Source organism: Mucilaginibacter sp. 14171R-50 (assembly GCF_010093045.1).
GTDB lineage: Bacteria > Bacteroidota > Bacteroidia > Sphingobacteriales > Sphingobacteriaceae > Mucilaginibacter.
Map to the genome: position 1 here is coordinate 479368 of NZ_CP048115.1, position 13271 is coordinate 492638.

Here is a 13271-nt window from a genome sequence, read left to right on the forward strand (position 1 = left end):
CGTGAAAAAGATCTTATTCTGCGTAGCAATTTTAGCATGCCTTGCATCCTGCAAAAAAGAAAAAACGGCGCTTAGCCCGGGGCTTTTCGGCAAATGGGAGTTACGGTCAAAATCCGGCGGCTTTAGCGGCACTGTTGGATACTATCCACCTGGCAATGGGGATATCTATCAATTTAACAGCGATAGCACTTATTCAAAAATTGACAGCAATAAGGTCACCAGCGCCGGCAAATTCCATATTAAAATAACAAATATCGAGCAAGGTTATAAGCAGGGTAATATCGAGTTTGTGAATATAGATTATAAAGATGCTTTTGCCATGAAAAAGGACACCATTTATATTGGCACCTCTATTGCTGATGGCATCACATCAGTTTATGCGAAAATAAAATAAGGAATTACCTGCAGGCCTCATATATTTTTATCGCTTCTACGGCCTCCCTTACATCATGCACCCGCAAAATATTCGCGCCTTTTGTAAGTGCTATGGTATTAAGTACGGTGGTTCCGTTTAGCGCTTCTTCCGCCGCAATACCCAGCAACCCATAGATCATTTTTTTGCGCGATATGCCTGCAAGGATCGGCAATTGCAGCCTTTCCAACTCCTGCAAACGGCTCATCAGCGCGTAGCCATGCTCAGGTTTTTTTGCAAAACCAAAGCCTGGATCTATGATAATATCGTGTACTCCTAATTGTTTAAGCCGGTATATTTTCTTTACAAAATAATCATACACCTCTGCAAATACATCTCCATAACTGGCCAGCCGCTGCATGGTTTTGGGGTTGCCCTTCATGTGCATTAAAACATATGGTACCTGCAAACGGGCAACGGTATCAAACATATCTTCATCCAGTTCGCCGCCGGATATATCGTTAATGATATGTGCGCCGGCTTTTATGGCCTCTTCGGCAACTTTAGCCCTAAAGGTATCTACAGAAATAACAGCTTCAGGGAAATTCTTTACAATAGCTTCTATTGCGGGCAGCAGGCGGTCGGTCTCTTCCTGCACCGATATATCATCGGCACCGGGCCGGGACGAGTAAGCGCCAATATCCAAAAAAGTGGCACCATCGTTCAGCATTTTTCCGGCTTGCTGTAATATATCATTTTTACCGGTTTTACGGCTGCCCGCGTAAAACGAATCGGGTGTGATATTGATAATACCCATCACCTTCGGCCGCGAAAGATCAATCAATTTACCCCCTGCATTTATGGTTGCCTTTTTCTGAAAAAATGTATCTTTAGCCACGTTGTTCTGTTGAAACGTTGAAAAGTTTGAATGTTGTAAAGTTAAGGTAACTTTGTTCAAATCTTAGACATATTATGCGGCACCTTTCTCACAAGGAGCACAAGGGTAATCGCTCGCCCCGCAACCGCAATTATAACATTACAACTTTACAACATTACAACATTACAACAAAAGTGACTAACACAGCAGCAGAATACGAAGCGATAATAAATATTTGCAGGGGCCTTTTCCTTAAAAAAACCCGCGACTATGGTACCGCATGGCGCATCCTACGTATCGAATCCATCACCGACCAGATATTTATTAAAGCGCAGCGCATCCGTACCCTCGAAGAAAAAAAAGTTTCTAAAGTTGACGAGGACATTACCGGTGAGTATATAGGCATCGTAAACTATTGCGTTATAGCCATGATGCAGCTGGATTGCGGCCCGCAAACCCCTACCGAACTGGATGCCGCCGAGGTAGAAACGCTATTTGACAGCAAGGTAAGCGAAACCAAGGAACTGATGTTTGCTAAAAATCACGACTATGGCGAGGCATGGCGCGATATGCGTATCAGTTCGTTAACCGACCTGATACTAATGAAACTGTTGCGTGTAAAGCAAATAGAGGATAACAAGGGCCAAACCCTGGCATCCGAAGGCGTAAAAGCCAATTACCAGGATATGCTTAATTATGCGGTGTTTGCGCTGATAAAACTGGGTGTAAAATGAAAAATGCGTTAGTGTGGTTTTGCCGGATAGCTGTTGGGCTGCTGTTCATTTTTTCGGGGCTGATAAAGGCAAACGACCCTCTGGGTTTCTCGTACAAGCTTGAAGAATACTTCGAGGTATTTCACATAACTTGGCTAAACGGGTTTGCATTAAGCTTGTCGGTTTTACTTTGCGCGCTGGAAATGATATTGGGTTTTGCCCTGCTTGTTGGCGTGCGTGCTGTAAAAGTAGTTTGGGGCTTGCTGCTGCTTATTATCTTTTTCGGTTTCCTTACCTTTTATTCGGCTTACTTTAAAGTGGTGCAAACCTGCGGTTGCTTTGGCGATGCCATACCGCTTACTCCCTGGCAATCCTTTATTAAAGACATGATATTGCTGCTGCTGGTGTTGGTGCTGTTTATCAACCGTAAAAGCATAAAACCATTAACCAACGCCAAAACCGGCGACAAGCTGTTACTTGGCGCGGCTATAGTATCAATAGGTTTTGGCCTGTATACTTACAATTTTTTACCGGTGATAGATTTTCTGCCCTACAAGATCGGCGCTAATATCCTGGAAGAAATGAAGACCCCGCCGGATGCTGTACCGGACGAGTTTGAGATCAACTACAAGCTTATCAACAAAAAAACAAAGGAAACAAAAACCATGACCGATAAGGAATACCTGAAATCGGGCATATGGAAGGATGCCAATTGGCAGGTACAGGGCAACCCCGAAAGCCGCCTGGTTAAAAAAGGGTTTGAACCCAAAATACGCGACCTGAACATTCAGGATGCGCAGGGTAATAATTATAACCAGGAATTATTGTCCAGCCCATTCTATAGTCTTTGGATAGTAGCGTACAATCTTGACGATACTAACGCTGATGCTGTAAACCGTAGCAACGCGTTAGCTGCAACCCTTATTCAGAATTACAACACACGCGTTATATTTTTAACTTCCAACGCTCCCGAGGGCGCCCAAAAATTTGCAAAAGAACATAAACTTGTGAGCGAGTTATTTTATGCCGACGGCGTACCGCTGAAAACTATGGTGCGTTCTAACCCGGGTATTATCCTGCTAAAAAATGGCACCGTTATCAATAAATGGCATTTTCATAACATGCCTAAGTACGATGAGCTGGTTAAAAATTACCTGAGTAAGCAATAATGGGTTTAATATTTTTAGTTGGATTTATGGGCTGCGGCAAAACATCATGGGGCCGTAAACTGGCCGCAGGGTTAGGGTACGATTTCATCGATCTTGACCATACGCTCGAGGCTAAAGTAGGCTCTACCGTAGCTGAGTATTTCGCATCACACGGCGAAACCGCGTTTCGAAACCTGGAAAGCGAAATATTAAAAACAACTGCATATCCCCAAAATACAATTGTATCTACCGGAGGTGGCTTGCCTTGCTTTTTTGACAACATGGCTTGGATGAATAGCCATGGGCAAACCCTTTACATACAATTATCGCCAAAGGCATTAGCTAATCGTTTAGAAAATGCTAAAACCCCGCGCCCTGTATTGCAAGGCAAAAAAGGCGACGAACTGGTAACATTCATCGAACACAAATTAGCCGAACGCGAAGGCTTTTACCTAAAAGCTACACATATTGTTGATGGGATGGATATGAGCGTTGAAAAGTTGATTGGGATAATAAACGTTAATATTTAGCCTATTGTCATTGCGAGCATAGCGTGGCAATCTCAGCATATCCGCGGGCTGCTTTTAATCGTGCCACCCTGCACTTAGATCATTCCATTCAGGATTTTCCAAAACAATTAAATCAATTTTCTTTTTTCTCGATCCGGCCTTTATTTGCTTTTCGCGTGCGATAGCATCTTGTACCCATTGAAATTCTTCATAATAAACAAGTTTGTTGCATTGATACTTTGCCGAAAAACCTTGATTAGCCTTCCCTTTATGTTGAATGATACGTTCAAGGATATTATTTGTGACACCCGTATAAAGTACGTTATTAGAATTGTTGGTAATAATATAAACGTAATATTGGTGAATTTTCATCTGAACAATAATTAGGGAAGCGCTTATCTGTCCTATGAGATTGCCACGCTACGCTCGCAATGACATATTGGAGAAAGACTTTAGTAATTCTACCTCAAATAAACAGCATCTTCCTGTCCGGCTTCGTCTAAAACAACATCAACGTGCTCTTTTATCACGGTTGAAAGGGCTACGCCTGCATAGTCTGTAGTCACCGGGAAATTTTTGTGGTTACGGTCGATGAGTACTACGGTACGCAGCTTTTTTAACGGCACATCCAGGAACACACCAAAGCCATAGGCCAGTGTTTTGCCGCTGTTCAGCACATCGTCAACCAGAACGATGACCTTGTTACTGCACTCCTGCACGTCAAAGTTGGTTTTGGCCTGTAGCCGGCTGCTTTGTTTATCCAGTTCGATGGTTAGCAGGCGGCTTTTAAACGGCGCTATCTTATCCAAAACCAGTTTCAAACGCCCGGCTACATGGTTCCCGCGCGGGAGGATACCGGCTATCAGTATTTCCTTCTCATCAAAATTATCTTCCAATATCTGGTACGCAATACGGTCTATTTTTTGCTGTATTTGCTGCTGGTTTAATATCAGTATCTTTTTATCAGACATGGAGAGTTTGTTGAATATATAAGGTTGAACCGTTGTAAAGTTAAAGCGCTTTTGATATGTAAATATAAGGAACGTTTCAATATTTTAACTTTCAAACGTTCCAACAACCTTTCAATTTTTAACGTACGGATAATACACGAAGTTGGCCCCTTCGGGTACCACTACAAACAGGCACATAAAATCGTTAGGGTTTTTGTAGGTGTTCATGAACCGCTCTTTCAGTTCGGCCTTGATGATGCCGCGCTCTATAAACTCCTCAATGGTTGAAGCATGAATGCTCCACTCGGTGTTTAGCTCGTTGCGGTCCAATATCATCTCGCCGAGTTTTATTTCGTGCTGATGGGCGATAAATATCGGTGTTGCCGACAAGCCTTCCACCATGATCTCGACAGCTACCTCCCGGATCGATTCATTAAAAAATTTAAGGTCTCGCTCTAAACTTACCAGCGGACTTTCCTTTTTGGGCTGTTGCTCCGCTCCCCTGTTTTCGTTAAAAAGTTCTTCGGTATCCATATTACACTATTCTTCAGGTGGTTTGGGTTTCGTGGTTTTGGCATTAAACCTCGGTTTGAAGCCAATTTTTGGTGTTGTGGGCGCTACAGGTTCTATAGGCCCACTTTCGTTTATCAACTTATCCTCCGCAGATTCGGTTTCTGCAGGTGCATCCGTAGCTGCCGCGGGCTTAGGCGCCATTGTTTTCATGTTAAAGCGCGGCTTAAAGCCTGCAGGCTTTGTCGCTTCGGTTTGTTTAAGGTCCCCCGGTTCTTCCGTCTTTGGTTCCGCCTCAACCTTCTTTGTTTGTGGTGCATTACCCTGGGTCATTTTCATACTAAAGCGAGGCTTAAAACCAGCCGGCTTTGTAGCCGGGCCTTGTGTTTGCTTTTCTTCTTCTTCAGCATCTGTAGTACGTGGCGTGGCATCAGCGGCGGCTTGCATTGCCTCTTTCTCCTGTTGAAAGGGAGGAAGTTGGTCTCCAGCTGCTACAGCTGCGTTTACCTCTGGGGTAGCGGTTGCACTGTCATCCTGTGCGGCAACCTTTTGGTCGTTTGTTGCATCGGCAGCCTTGCCCATTCCGGGTTTAAACCTCGGTTTAAATCCAACGGATGGTGCCGGCACATTATCTGTTAATGTTTCAGCGATAGTTTGCTCTGCAAGTTTATTCTCTAAGTGTACCTTTTCAGGCTTTTGTTCAGGCGCAAGGTGATATTGAAGCCTTAATTTATTGAACCAGTATTTTTTGGTGTGGTCGAAACTTTTTTCGCCCATCTGGTTGAAGTGCTTTTCAAATTCAGCGTAAAGAGCCGGCTCTGCTGCCCGCAGGGCGACCAGGTCTATCCGCTTCCTGTTAAAAAACTCTTCGAAGGTCATTTTAAATAATTTGAAAATTTGTTGATTTGAAAATTTGAAAGTTGATAGTCATCTTCAAATTGCCGCATCTTCAAATTGCTTAATTACAAGGCCACATCCACATCCAGACTGTTAAAGTGGATGCCCTTGTCTGTTTGTGTCCAGTCCTCACGTTCATCGTCGGTAGCGTTCATTAGTTTGGGGAACCACTCCAGCGGGAAAGCCTGTTGCTTTCCATCTGCCTTTTCTACAAAAAGCAGTCCATTAGCAAAGGTTACCTTAACTTTTTTTTCCTGTTTGCTTGACGAAAATAAAGGCATAATTGAAAATTCTAAATTCTAAACCCTAAATCCTAAAGCAGCTCTCGTTATTTTAAAATAAATCCGAAATCGAAACTCCGAAATTCGAAATCGTCTTATTCCGCCATATTATGATAAACCGCCTGCACATCATCATCCTCTTCAAGTCGGTCGATGATCTTGAAAACGTCTACAGCCTGCTCTTCGGTTACCGGCGTGGTTGATTGCGCAATACGCTCCAACTTGGCCGATTTGGTTTCGATACCCTTTTCTTCCAAAGTTTTCTGCATCTTTCCAAAATCCTCAAATGCAGTGTGTATCACGGCAATATCGTTTCCTTCCTCGTCTGCCTCCACAAAAAGATCTTCGAGCCCGGCGTCTATCAATTCAAATTCAAGTTCTTCCAGGTCGCGGTCGCCCGGGTCAAAGGTAAATACTGATTTACGGCTGAAGATAAAATCCAGCGACCCGGTTTTGCCCAACGTGCCGCCGTATTTTGTAAAATAGCTGCGCACATTAGCCACCGTACGGTTCAGGTTATCAGTGGCAGTTTCAACCAGTATGGCTACACCATGCTGCGCGTAGCCTTCGTACACAATTTCTTCGTAATCCTTTTCGTCGCGACTGGTAGCACGCTTTATAGCGGCTTCTACCCTGTCTTTAGGCATATTAACCGCTTTGGCATTTTGCACCGCGGTGCGCAGGCGCGAGTTGGTGTTAGGGTCGCCGCCGCCTGCTTTAACCGCCATTACAATCTCTTTGCCCAAGCGGGTAAACTGCACGGCCATTTTAGCCCAACGCTTAAACTTTCTTTCTTTACGGAATTCAAATGCTCTTCCCATATTACCCCCCAGCCCCCTAAAGGGGGAGCCGGAATTTATTTTTTATTTTTTGTTTATACCATTATAAAGCCTACTTGTTCCCCCCTTCGGGGGGTAGGGGGCTCTAAATTACATTTTTTAAGTTAGTTAGCATATCCTCCGTGATCTTTGCCAGGTCGTACTCCAAAGCCCAGCCCCAATCCTGTTGTGCCTGTGTATCATCTATTGATTTTGGCCAGCTATCGGCAATTGCCTGCCGGGGGTCATTATCGGCATAGCTCATTTCAAAGCCCGGTATATGCTTTTTAATTTCTTCGGCCAGTTGCTCTGGCGTAAAACTTATACCCGCCAGGTTATAGCTCGACCGGATGCTCAGGTTTTCTGCAGGGGCATCCATCAGGCTGATGGTAGCGCGTATGGCATCGTCCATATACATCATGGGCAAAGCCGTTTGTGCCGACAGGAAACCCTGGTATTTTCCTTTCTTTAATGCTTCATGGAAAATATGTACGGCGTAATCCGTGGTCCCGCCTCCCGGATTAGCGCGCCATCCTATAAGGCCCGGGTAACGCAAACTACGTACATCCACGCCATATTTAGTGTGGTAATACTCGCACCAGCGTTCGCCGGCCAGCTTGCTAAAGCCATAAACCGTGTTAGGGTCCATAATACAATACTGCGGTGTATTGTACTGCGGCGAATGCGGCCCAAATACTGCTATTGAGCTTGGCCAAAATATTTTTGAAGTTTTAAATTCTACGGCAAAATCAAGCACATGCAGTAAGCCGGTCATATTTAAATCCCAGGCCATTTTTGGTTTTTGCTCGCCTACTGCCGATAATATTGCGGCCAGCAGGTAAACCTGCGTGGGGCGGTGCTTATCAAACAGATGGTGCAGGTTATCCTTATCAAGAACGTTAGCAAACTCAAACGGGCCGCTATTACGGATAGCATAATTCGGGCTGTTTATATCAGATGCTATAACGTTTTCGGCGCCGTGTATATTTCTTAAAGCAGTTACCAATTCGGTGCCAATTTGCCCATTGGCGCCAATCACTAAAATCTTTTCGCTCATGCAATCGCGGTTTGGGTACAAAGGTAAATTTTTTTGCCTGAACCCGAATTTTAAGCATCAAAGAATTGACAAAATAGCCTTAAATACACCCATAAACCCTATATATGCATTATATTATTTTCGATACATATGATTTACGCCGTTATTTTTTGCATACTAAATTAGTAGACATTTTGGCAAAAAAATCGCATATTTGCCATTTAGTTTACATATTCATAATTTAAAACAAAAAATGAAAGTCGCAGTTGTAGGTGCCACAGGATTGGTTGGCACTAAAATGTTGCAGGTTCTTGCCGAACGCAACTTCCCCGTTACAGAATTAATTCCCGTAGCTTCCGCTAAAAGTATTGGTAAAGAGATCACTTTTAAGGGTAAGCAGTTTAAGGTGGTTTCTGTTGAGGATGCGATTAAACAAAAGCCCGATGTAGCTATTTTTAGCGCGGGTGGCAGTACTTCTTTAGAGCAGGCACCGTTATTCGCAGCTGCGGGCATAACCGTTATTGATAACTCTTCGGCCTGGCGTATGGATCCAACCAAAAAACTGGTTGTGCCCGAAGTAAACGCCGATGTACTTACCGCAGAGGATAAGATCATTGCCAACCCAAATTGCTCGACCATACAAATGGTAGTGGCGTTAAAACCCCTGCACGATAAATACAAGATCAAACGCGTTGTAGTATCTACCTATCAATCGGTAACAGGTACAGGCGTTAAGGCTGTAGACCAGCTTTTTAACGAGCGTAAAGGTATAGACGGGCCGAAGGTTTATCCTTACACTATCGACCTGAACGTTATTCCTCAAATTGATGTGTTTACTGAGAACGGTTACACCAAAGAGGAAATGAAGATGATATTGGAAACCAAAAAAATAATGGGCGACGAAACTATCAAAGTAACCGCAACCACCGTGCGTATACCGGTTATGGGTGGTCATTCGGAATCTGTGAACATCGAGTTTTTGCACGATTTTGACCTGAGCGAGGTACGCGAGCTATTGGCCAATTCGCCGGGTATTGTAGTGGTTGATGATACTGCTAACCTGAAATACCCAATGCCGCTTGATGCGCACGACAAGGACGAGGTGTTTGTTGGCCGCCTTCGCCGCGACGAAACGCAGGACAACACCCTTAACTGCTGGATAGTATCTGATAACCTGCGTAAAGGTGCGGCAACTAACGCCGTACAAATTGCAGAGTACTTAGCTGCCAAAAATTTGATAGGGCAGGCTGTAGCTGTTTAGAGATTAGAGGTTTGTGATCAGAGATTAGTTCTTTGCACTGTAACAAATATATTTAATAGGGATGGTCGAAAGATTATCCCTATTTTTATTTTGTATGAAACGTTTATTGCTCCTTGCTGTATTTGCAACTATTTTGTCGGTTCCTGCAATAGCGCAGAACGGCAAAATTGAAGCCGACCTTTTACGATCGTTTACAAAGCTGGAATATTGGGACCATCAACAACGGAAAGGCGTTGACGGAGCAAGCGATTCGTTAGAGGCCGCTAATGATGTGTTTGAAACGAAGTTAAAGGGCTATGCAATTAACATCCCATCTACGATAGCCGAGCCTTTCACTGCTTTGAAAAAAGCGCACCTGGATATTTTTACCTCAAAAGATGGTTTGTTCAGGATATATTCATGGGAAACCTGGATGGGTGGTACGATGCGCGATTTTTCGAACCTGATGCAATACAAAACCGGGCAAAAAACAAATGCTATATTGTACACTACCACACAAGATGTTTACATACCGTTTTACAGCAACCTTTACACATTTAAAAATGGTGCAAAAACCTATTATCTGGGCGTCTATAACGGCATCTATTCAACAAAGGATGTAAGTACCGGTATTAAATTATTTACGATAGAAAATGGTAGGTTAAACGACAATGTTAAACTTATTAAAACTCAATCGGGCCTACGCAACAAAATCAGCTACAATTACGATTTTTTCTCAGTCGTGGATATAGCTGTCGAATTACGGCCAACTATTACCTTTGATGCCGCAACCAATACCATTAAAATGCCCCTGGTAAACAACAAAGGCAAAATAACTGATAAGTTTATTCTCTATAAATTTAATGGCAATTACTTTGAAAGGGTTAAAAGCTAATTTAATTTTACTAAAACTATAAAAACGGCCACTTGTAGTTAATATACATTGAAGTATAATCTATAAAAAATTACAGTTATGGCTGATTTAAGTAATAAAAAAGTAGCAATGCTTACTGAAGAAGGATTTGAGCAGGTTGAATTAACCAGCCCTAAAGAAGCATTGGAAGCCGCGGGCGCAACCGTGCATATCATATCACCAAAAAGCGGCAAGATCAAAGCCTGGGACAAGGATAAATGGGGCATAGAAGTTGACGTAGACAAAAACCTGAGCGATGTTAGTCCGGATGATTACGACGCACTGGTGCTGCCCGGGGGCGTATTAAACCCGGATAAATTGCGACAGAATAAAGATGCCGTGGCCTTTGCATCGGCCTTTTTAGATGAAGGCAAACCACTTGCGGCCATTTGCCATGGCCCACAGTTGCTGATAGAAACGAATATGCTGAAAGGCCGTCGCCTCACCTCCTATCCTTCCCTGCAAACCGACCTTAAGAATGCCGGCGCAGATTGGGTTGACGAAGAAGTTGTTACTGACAGCGGGTTGGTAACAAGCCGCCGCCCTGCCGACCTTGACGCCTTTAACCAAAAAACAATTGAGGAAATTGCCGAAGGCATTCATGTTTAAATAAAAGACCATGCGTCATTACTTATGGCGCATGGTAATATTGTTAAGCAGTCACCTTACTCGGGGCAGTTACCTGTACGGCGGGTATCAACAATATAAATGATCTTCCAGCCGGCGGCGGTTTTCATTAACTGGTAAAAATCAACCCCGCAATGACTAAACTTTTCGCCTACATAAAATTTGTAAGGCGTCCACGCGCTGGCCAGGTCCCCGTCTACTTTAATATCGCCCCAGGTGATACGCTCGTCGTATATTTCTTTATGAGGGGTGCCAACTTGTTTTACAAACTCATCGGCTTTTTCTGTCAGCAGCACAGTAGAGCCATCCCTTTTGTTCACCACACTTTGCAGCACCATATCTTTATGAAAGGTTGACCGCAGCATAGTGCTATCGCCCTTACGCATGCCGTCAAACATGGTGGTAATGGTTTTTTTGATATCGTCCTGATCGGTTTGGCAAAAAGCAGGCGCGCTTAAAGCCAAAATCAGCGTCGCAAGTAACAAGGTTTTCATAATTTGTGTTGATTGGTTGAGGCAATTTAAATAAAAGAAATCAAATTGTTGATCACTATGTCATTGCGAGCGTAGCGTGGCAATCTCTTTAGGACAAGTGTACATTTTGCATAAAGAGATTGCTTTGTCGCTATCGCTCCGCGCAATGACATAGGATAGAAGAAAAACAAAGAAGCCTCACATTTCTGCAAGGCTTCTGTATATCTTCATGTCAATTACGACATTTTTAGTTTCTTTTGGATATCGGCCACGTAGCCCTTGAATTTTTTATCGGTGTCAATAAGGTCTTCAACAGTTTGGCAGGCATAGATAACGGTAGAATGGTCGCGGCCGCCAAAAAAGTTACCGATAGATTTTAATGAGCTTTTGGTGTGTGCCTTGGCCAGGTACATCGATATCTGGCGGGCCTGAACGATTTCGCGTTTGCGGGTTTGCGATTTTACCATTTCAATCGGCACTTCAAAATACTCGCAAACCAAACTCTGAATGTATTCCATTGAAATTTCCTTAGCCGAATTTTTTACAAAATTCTTCAGCATCTGCTTGGCCAGGTTCAGGTCTATCTCTTTACGGTTAAGGGTTGATTGAGCCAATAACGACACCATGGCGCCTTCCAACTCGCGTACATTGTTATCGATGTTGTGGGCTACATATTCTACTACATCATTAGATAACTCGATACCATCCTGATAGATCTTGTTTTTTAGGATGGCCATACGGGTTTCCAGGTCTGGGATCTGCAGATCGGCAGAAAGCCCCCATTTAAAACGCGACAGCAGGCGCTCTTCTAAACCCGCCAGATCTTTGGGAGCTTTATCCGAGGTAATGATCAGTTGCTTACCGCTTTGGTGCAGGTGGTTAAATATGTGGAAGAAGAAATCCTGCGTTTTTTCTTTACCGGCAAAGTTGTGTACATCATCCATGATCAGTACATCAATAGCCTGGTAAAAGTTCACAAAATCGTTTATGTTATTGTGTTTTAAAGCATCAACAAATTGCTGGGTAAATTTTTCGCAGCTAACGTATAGTACAAGTTTATCGGGCAGGGTGCGTTTAATTTCGTTACCAATAGCCTGGGCCAGGTGTGTTTTACCAAGGCCTACCCCTCCGTATATCATTAACGGGTTAAAGGATGTACCACCGGGTTTGGCAGCCACCGCGTAACCTGCAGAACGCGCTAAGCGGTTGCAATCGCCTTCAACAAAGTTTTCGAAGGTATAGTTGCGGTTTAGCTGCGGGTCTACATTAAGCTTTTTAAGGCCCGGGATTACAAACGGGTTCTTAATATCCTTATTTATAGAAATAGGTATTGGCATAGACTGATTTTTAGATTCAGCACCATTCCCGTTCGAGGGCATGTTGGTAGTGTATGGCTTGCTTGATGATTGCTCAACAACAATGTTATACTCTAAACGACCTTCGTCGCCCAATTGTTTTTTTATTGTTTTGCGCAGCAAGCCAACGTAATGCTCTTCCAGCCACTCGTAAAAGAATAAACTTGGTACTTGTATCGTTAAAACGCTACCCTCCATACGCAAAGCTTTTATTGGCTCAAACCATGTTTTAAAGCTTTGTGCCGGTATGTTATCTTTTATGATCTGAAGGCAACTATTCCAAACGTTAGTACAAGTTTTTTCCATATAAGTATCAGTAATATCTTGATTTACAGTGTCCGAAGTGGCAAGTTTTTCGGCCGTTTCGGAACATCGAATATTCTAAAAAAAAGCGGATAAAAAAATAAATTTTAAGAAATATATTTAGAAAAAATACACTTTTTTATTGCGGATATTAAAGTTATTAACATTATATTTCGCATCAAGAAGGCACTTTTATGCGTCAGTTTTGCGGTATCGCATTTTTTAAAGTTGCAACATCGTTTTGCCGGATTTTGTGGATTATTTTTTTC

The 13271-nt window shown here is 43.2% G+C and carries 17 protein-coding genes; 7 read left to right on the forward strand and 10 right to left on the reverse strand.

Annotated features, from left to right (window positions below):
• The first annotated feature begins 1 nt into the window (after position 1).
• The gene (locus GWR56_RS02215; RefSeq protein WP_162429540.1) at positions 2–394 is read left to right on the forward strand and encodes a hypothetical protein; all 393 of its coding nucleotides are present in this window, start codon (positions 2–4) and stop codon (positions 392–394) included.
• Positions 395–398: 4 nt separating this feature from the next.
• Here GWR56_RS02215 and folP read toward each other — a convergent pair whose 3' ends face one another.
• A complete protein-coding gene (gene folP / locus GWR56_RS02220) occupies positions 399–1250 on the reverse strand; it encodes a dihydropteroate synthase (protein WP_238395288.1) in 852 nt (283 codons plus the stop codon).
• Positions 1251–1423: 173 nt separating this feature from the next.
• Between folP and GWR56_RS02225 the strand changes: the two genes are divergently transcribed.
• The 3 genes from GWR56_RS02225 to GWR56_RS02235 are packed head-to-tail and all read left to right on the forward strand — an operon-like array spanning position 1424 to position 3620.
• Positions 1424–1963 (forward strand): DUF1599 domain-containing protein, encoded by a 540-nt coding sequence (locus GWR56_RS02225; RefSeq protein ID WP_202925365.1) that lies wholly within the window; start codon positions 1424–1426, stop codon positions 1961–1963.
• The gene (locus tag GWR56_RS02230) at positions 1960–3111 is read left to right on the forward strand and encodes a BT_3928 family protein (RefSeq protein WP_162429542.1); all 1152 of its coding nucleotides are present in this window, start codon (positions 1960–1962) and stop codon (positions 3109–3111) included. The genes GWR56_RS02225 and GWR56_RS02230 overlap by 4 nt, the downstream gene beginning before the upstream one ends.
• Complete coding sequence (locus GWR56_RS02235) at positions 3111–3620, forward strand: shikimate kinase (RefSeq protein ID WP_162429543.1); 510 nt, start codon at positions 3111–3113, stop codon at positions 3618–3620. The genes GWR56_RS02230 and GWR56_RS02235 overlap by 1 nt, the downstream gene beginning before the upstream one ends.
• Positions 3621–3674: 54 nt before the next feature.
• Here the strand turns inward: GWR56_RS02235 and GWR56_RS02240 are convergent, their stop codons facing one another.
• The 7 genes from GWR56_RS02240 to GWR56_RS02270 all read right to left on the reverse strand — a co-directional run bounded on the left by GWR56_RS02240 (position 3675) and on the right by GWR56_RS02270 (position 8112).
• On the reverse strand, positions 3675–3971 hold the full coding sequence (locus GWR56_RS02240; RefSeq protein WP_162429544.1) for a GIY-YIG nuclease family protein: 297 nt from the start codon (positions 3969–3971) through the stop codon (positions 3675–3677).
• A gap of 89 nt (positions 3972–4060) precedes the next feature.
• The gene (locus tag GWR56_RS02245; RefSeq protein WP_162429545.1) at positions 4061–4570 is read right to left on the reverse strand and encodes a phosphoribosyltransferase family protein; all 510 of its coding nucleotides are present in this window, start codon (positions 4568–4570) and stop codon (positions 4061–4063) included.
• Between the two features lie 111 nt (positions 4571–4681).
• Positions 4682–5083, reverse strand: coding sequence for a hypothetical protein (locus GWR56_RS02250; protein ID WP_162429546.1), 402 nt, complete (start codon positions 5081–5083; stop codon positions 4682–4684).
• Positions 5084–5089: 6 nt separating this feature from the next.
• The gene (locus GWR56_RS02255) at positions 5090–5938 is read right to left on the reverse strand and encodes a hypothetical protein (protein ID WP_162429547.1); all 849 of its coding nucleotides are present in this window, start codon (positions 5936–5938) and stop codon (positions 5090–5092) included.
• Positions 5939–6021: 83 nt separating this feature from the next.
• Positions 6022–6237: a DUF2442 domain-containing protein gene (locus tag GWR56_RS02260; protein ID WP_162429548.1), complete on the reverse strand. Its 216-nt coding sequence runs from the start codon at positions 6235–6237 to the stop codon at positions 6022–6024.
• Between the two features lie 95 nt (positions 6238–6332).
• Complete coding sequence (locus GWR56_RS02265; RefSeq protein ID WP_162429549.1) at positions 6333–7058, reverse strand: YebC/PmpR family DNA-binding transcriptional regulator; 726 nt, start codon at positions 7056–7058, stop codon at positions 6333–6335.
• Between the two features lie 103 nt (positions 7059–7161).
• A complete protein-coding gene (locus tag GWR56_RS02270) occupies positions 7162–8112 on the reverse strand; it encodes an NAD-dependent epimerase/dehydratase family protein (RefSeq protein WP_162429550.1) in 951 nt (316 codons plus the stop codon).
• A 232-nt stretch (positions 8113–8344) separates the two neighbouring features.
• Between GWR56_RS02270 and GWR56_RS02275 the strand changes: the two genes are divergently transcribed.
• From GWR56_RS02275 to GWR56_RS02285, 3 genes are all read left to right on the forward strand, one after another.
• Positions 8345–9352 carry an aspartate-semialdehyde dehydrogenase gene (locus GWR56_RS02275; protein ID WP_162429551.1) on the forward strand — a complete coding sequence of 336 codons (1008 nt, stop codon included), beginning with the start codon at positions 8345–8347 and terminating at the stop codon, positions 9350–9352.
• Between the two features lie 94 nt (positions 9353–9446).
• On the forward strand, positions 9447–10226 hold the full coding sequence (locus GWR56_RS02280) for a hypothetical protein (protein WP_162429552.1): 780 nt from the start codon (positions 9447–9449) through the stop codon (positions 10224–10226).
• 78 nt (positions 10227–10304) lie between these two features.
• Positions 10305–10853 carry a type 1 glutamine amidotransferase domain-containing protein gene (locus GWR56_RS02285; RefSeq protein WP_162429553.1) on the forward strand — a complete coding sequence of 183 codons (549 nt, stop codon included), beginning with the start codon at positions 10305–10307 and terminating at the stop codon, positions 10851–10853.
• 56 nt (positions 10854–10909) lie between these two features.
• Here GWR56_RS02285 and GWR56_RS02290 read toward each other — a convergent pair whose 3' ends face one another.
• Together GWR56_RS02290 and dnaA are read right to left on the reverse strand one after the other, a co-directional pair.
• On the reverse strand, positions 10910–11365 hold the full coding sequence (locus tag GWR56_RS02290) for a nuclear transport factor 2 family protein (RefSeq protein ID WP_162429554.1): 456 nt from the start codon (positions 11363–11365) through the stop codon (positions 10910–10912).
• Positions 11366–11580: 215 nt separating this feature from the next.
• Positions 11581–13005: a chromosomal replication initiator protein DnaA gene (gene dnaA / locus GWR56_RS02295; protein WP_129876159.1), complete on the reverse strand. Its 1425-nt coding sequence runs from the start codon at positions 13003–13005 to the stop codon at positions 11581–11583.
• Positions 13006–13271: the final 266 nt, after the last annotated feature.

Coding starts and splice junctions, on each gene's coding strand:
- GWR56_RS02230 (WP_162429542.1), top strand. CDS start 1,960: ATGAAAAATGCGTTAGTGTGGTTTTGCCGGATAGCTGTTGGGCTGCTG.
- GWR56_RS02235 (WP_162429543.1), top strand. CDS start 3,111: ATGGGTTTAATATTTTTAGTTGGATTTATGGGCTGCGGCAAAACATCA.
- GWR56_RS02240 (WP_162429544.1), bottom strand. CDS start 3,971: ATGAAAATTCACCAATATTACGTTTATATTATTACCAACAATTCTAAT.
- GWR56_RS02245 (WP_162429545.1), bottom strand. CDS start 4,570: ATGTCTGATAAAAAGATACTGATATTAAACCAGCAGCAAATACAGCAA.
- GWR56_RS02250 (WP_162429546.1), bottom strand. CDS start 5,083: ATGGATACCGAAGAACTTTTTAACGAAAACAGGGGAGCGGAGCAACAG.
- GWR56_RS02255 (WP_162429547.1), bottom strand. CDS start 5,938: ATGACCTTCGAAGAGTTTTTTAACAGGAAGCGGATAGACCTGGTCGCC.
- GWR56_RS02260 (WP_162429548.1), bottom strand. CDS start 6,237: ATGCCTTTATTTTCGTCAAGCAAACAGGAAAAAAAAGTTAAGGTAACC.
- GWR56_RS02265 (WP_162429549.1), bottom strand. CDS start 7,058: ATGGGAAGAGCATTTGAATTCCGTAAAGAAAGAAAGTTTAAGCGTTGG.
- GWR56_RS02270 (WP_162429550.1), bottom strand. CDS start 8,112: ATGAGCGAAAAGATTTTAGTGATTGGCGCCAATGGGCAAATTGGCACC.
- GWR56_RS02275 (WP_162429551.1), top strand. CDS start 8,345: ATGAAAGTCGCAGTTGTAGGTGCCACAGGATTGGTTGGCACTAAAATG.
- GWR56_RS02280 (WP_162429552.1), top strand. CDS start 9,447: ATGAAACGTTTATTGCTCCTTGCTGTATTTGCAACTATTTTGTCGGTT.
- GWR56_RS02285 (WP_162429553.1), top strand. CDS start 10,305: ATGGCTGATTTAAGTAATAAAAAAGTAGCAATGCTTACTGAAGAAGGA.
- GWR56_RS02290 (WP_162429554.1), bottom strand. CDS start 11,365: ATGAAAACCTTGTTACTTGCGACGCTGATTTTGGCTTTAAGCGCGCCT.
- dnaA (WP_129876159.1), bottom strand. CDS start 13,005: ATGGAAAAAACTTGTACTAACGTTTGGAATAGTTGCCTTCAGATCATA.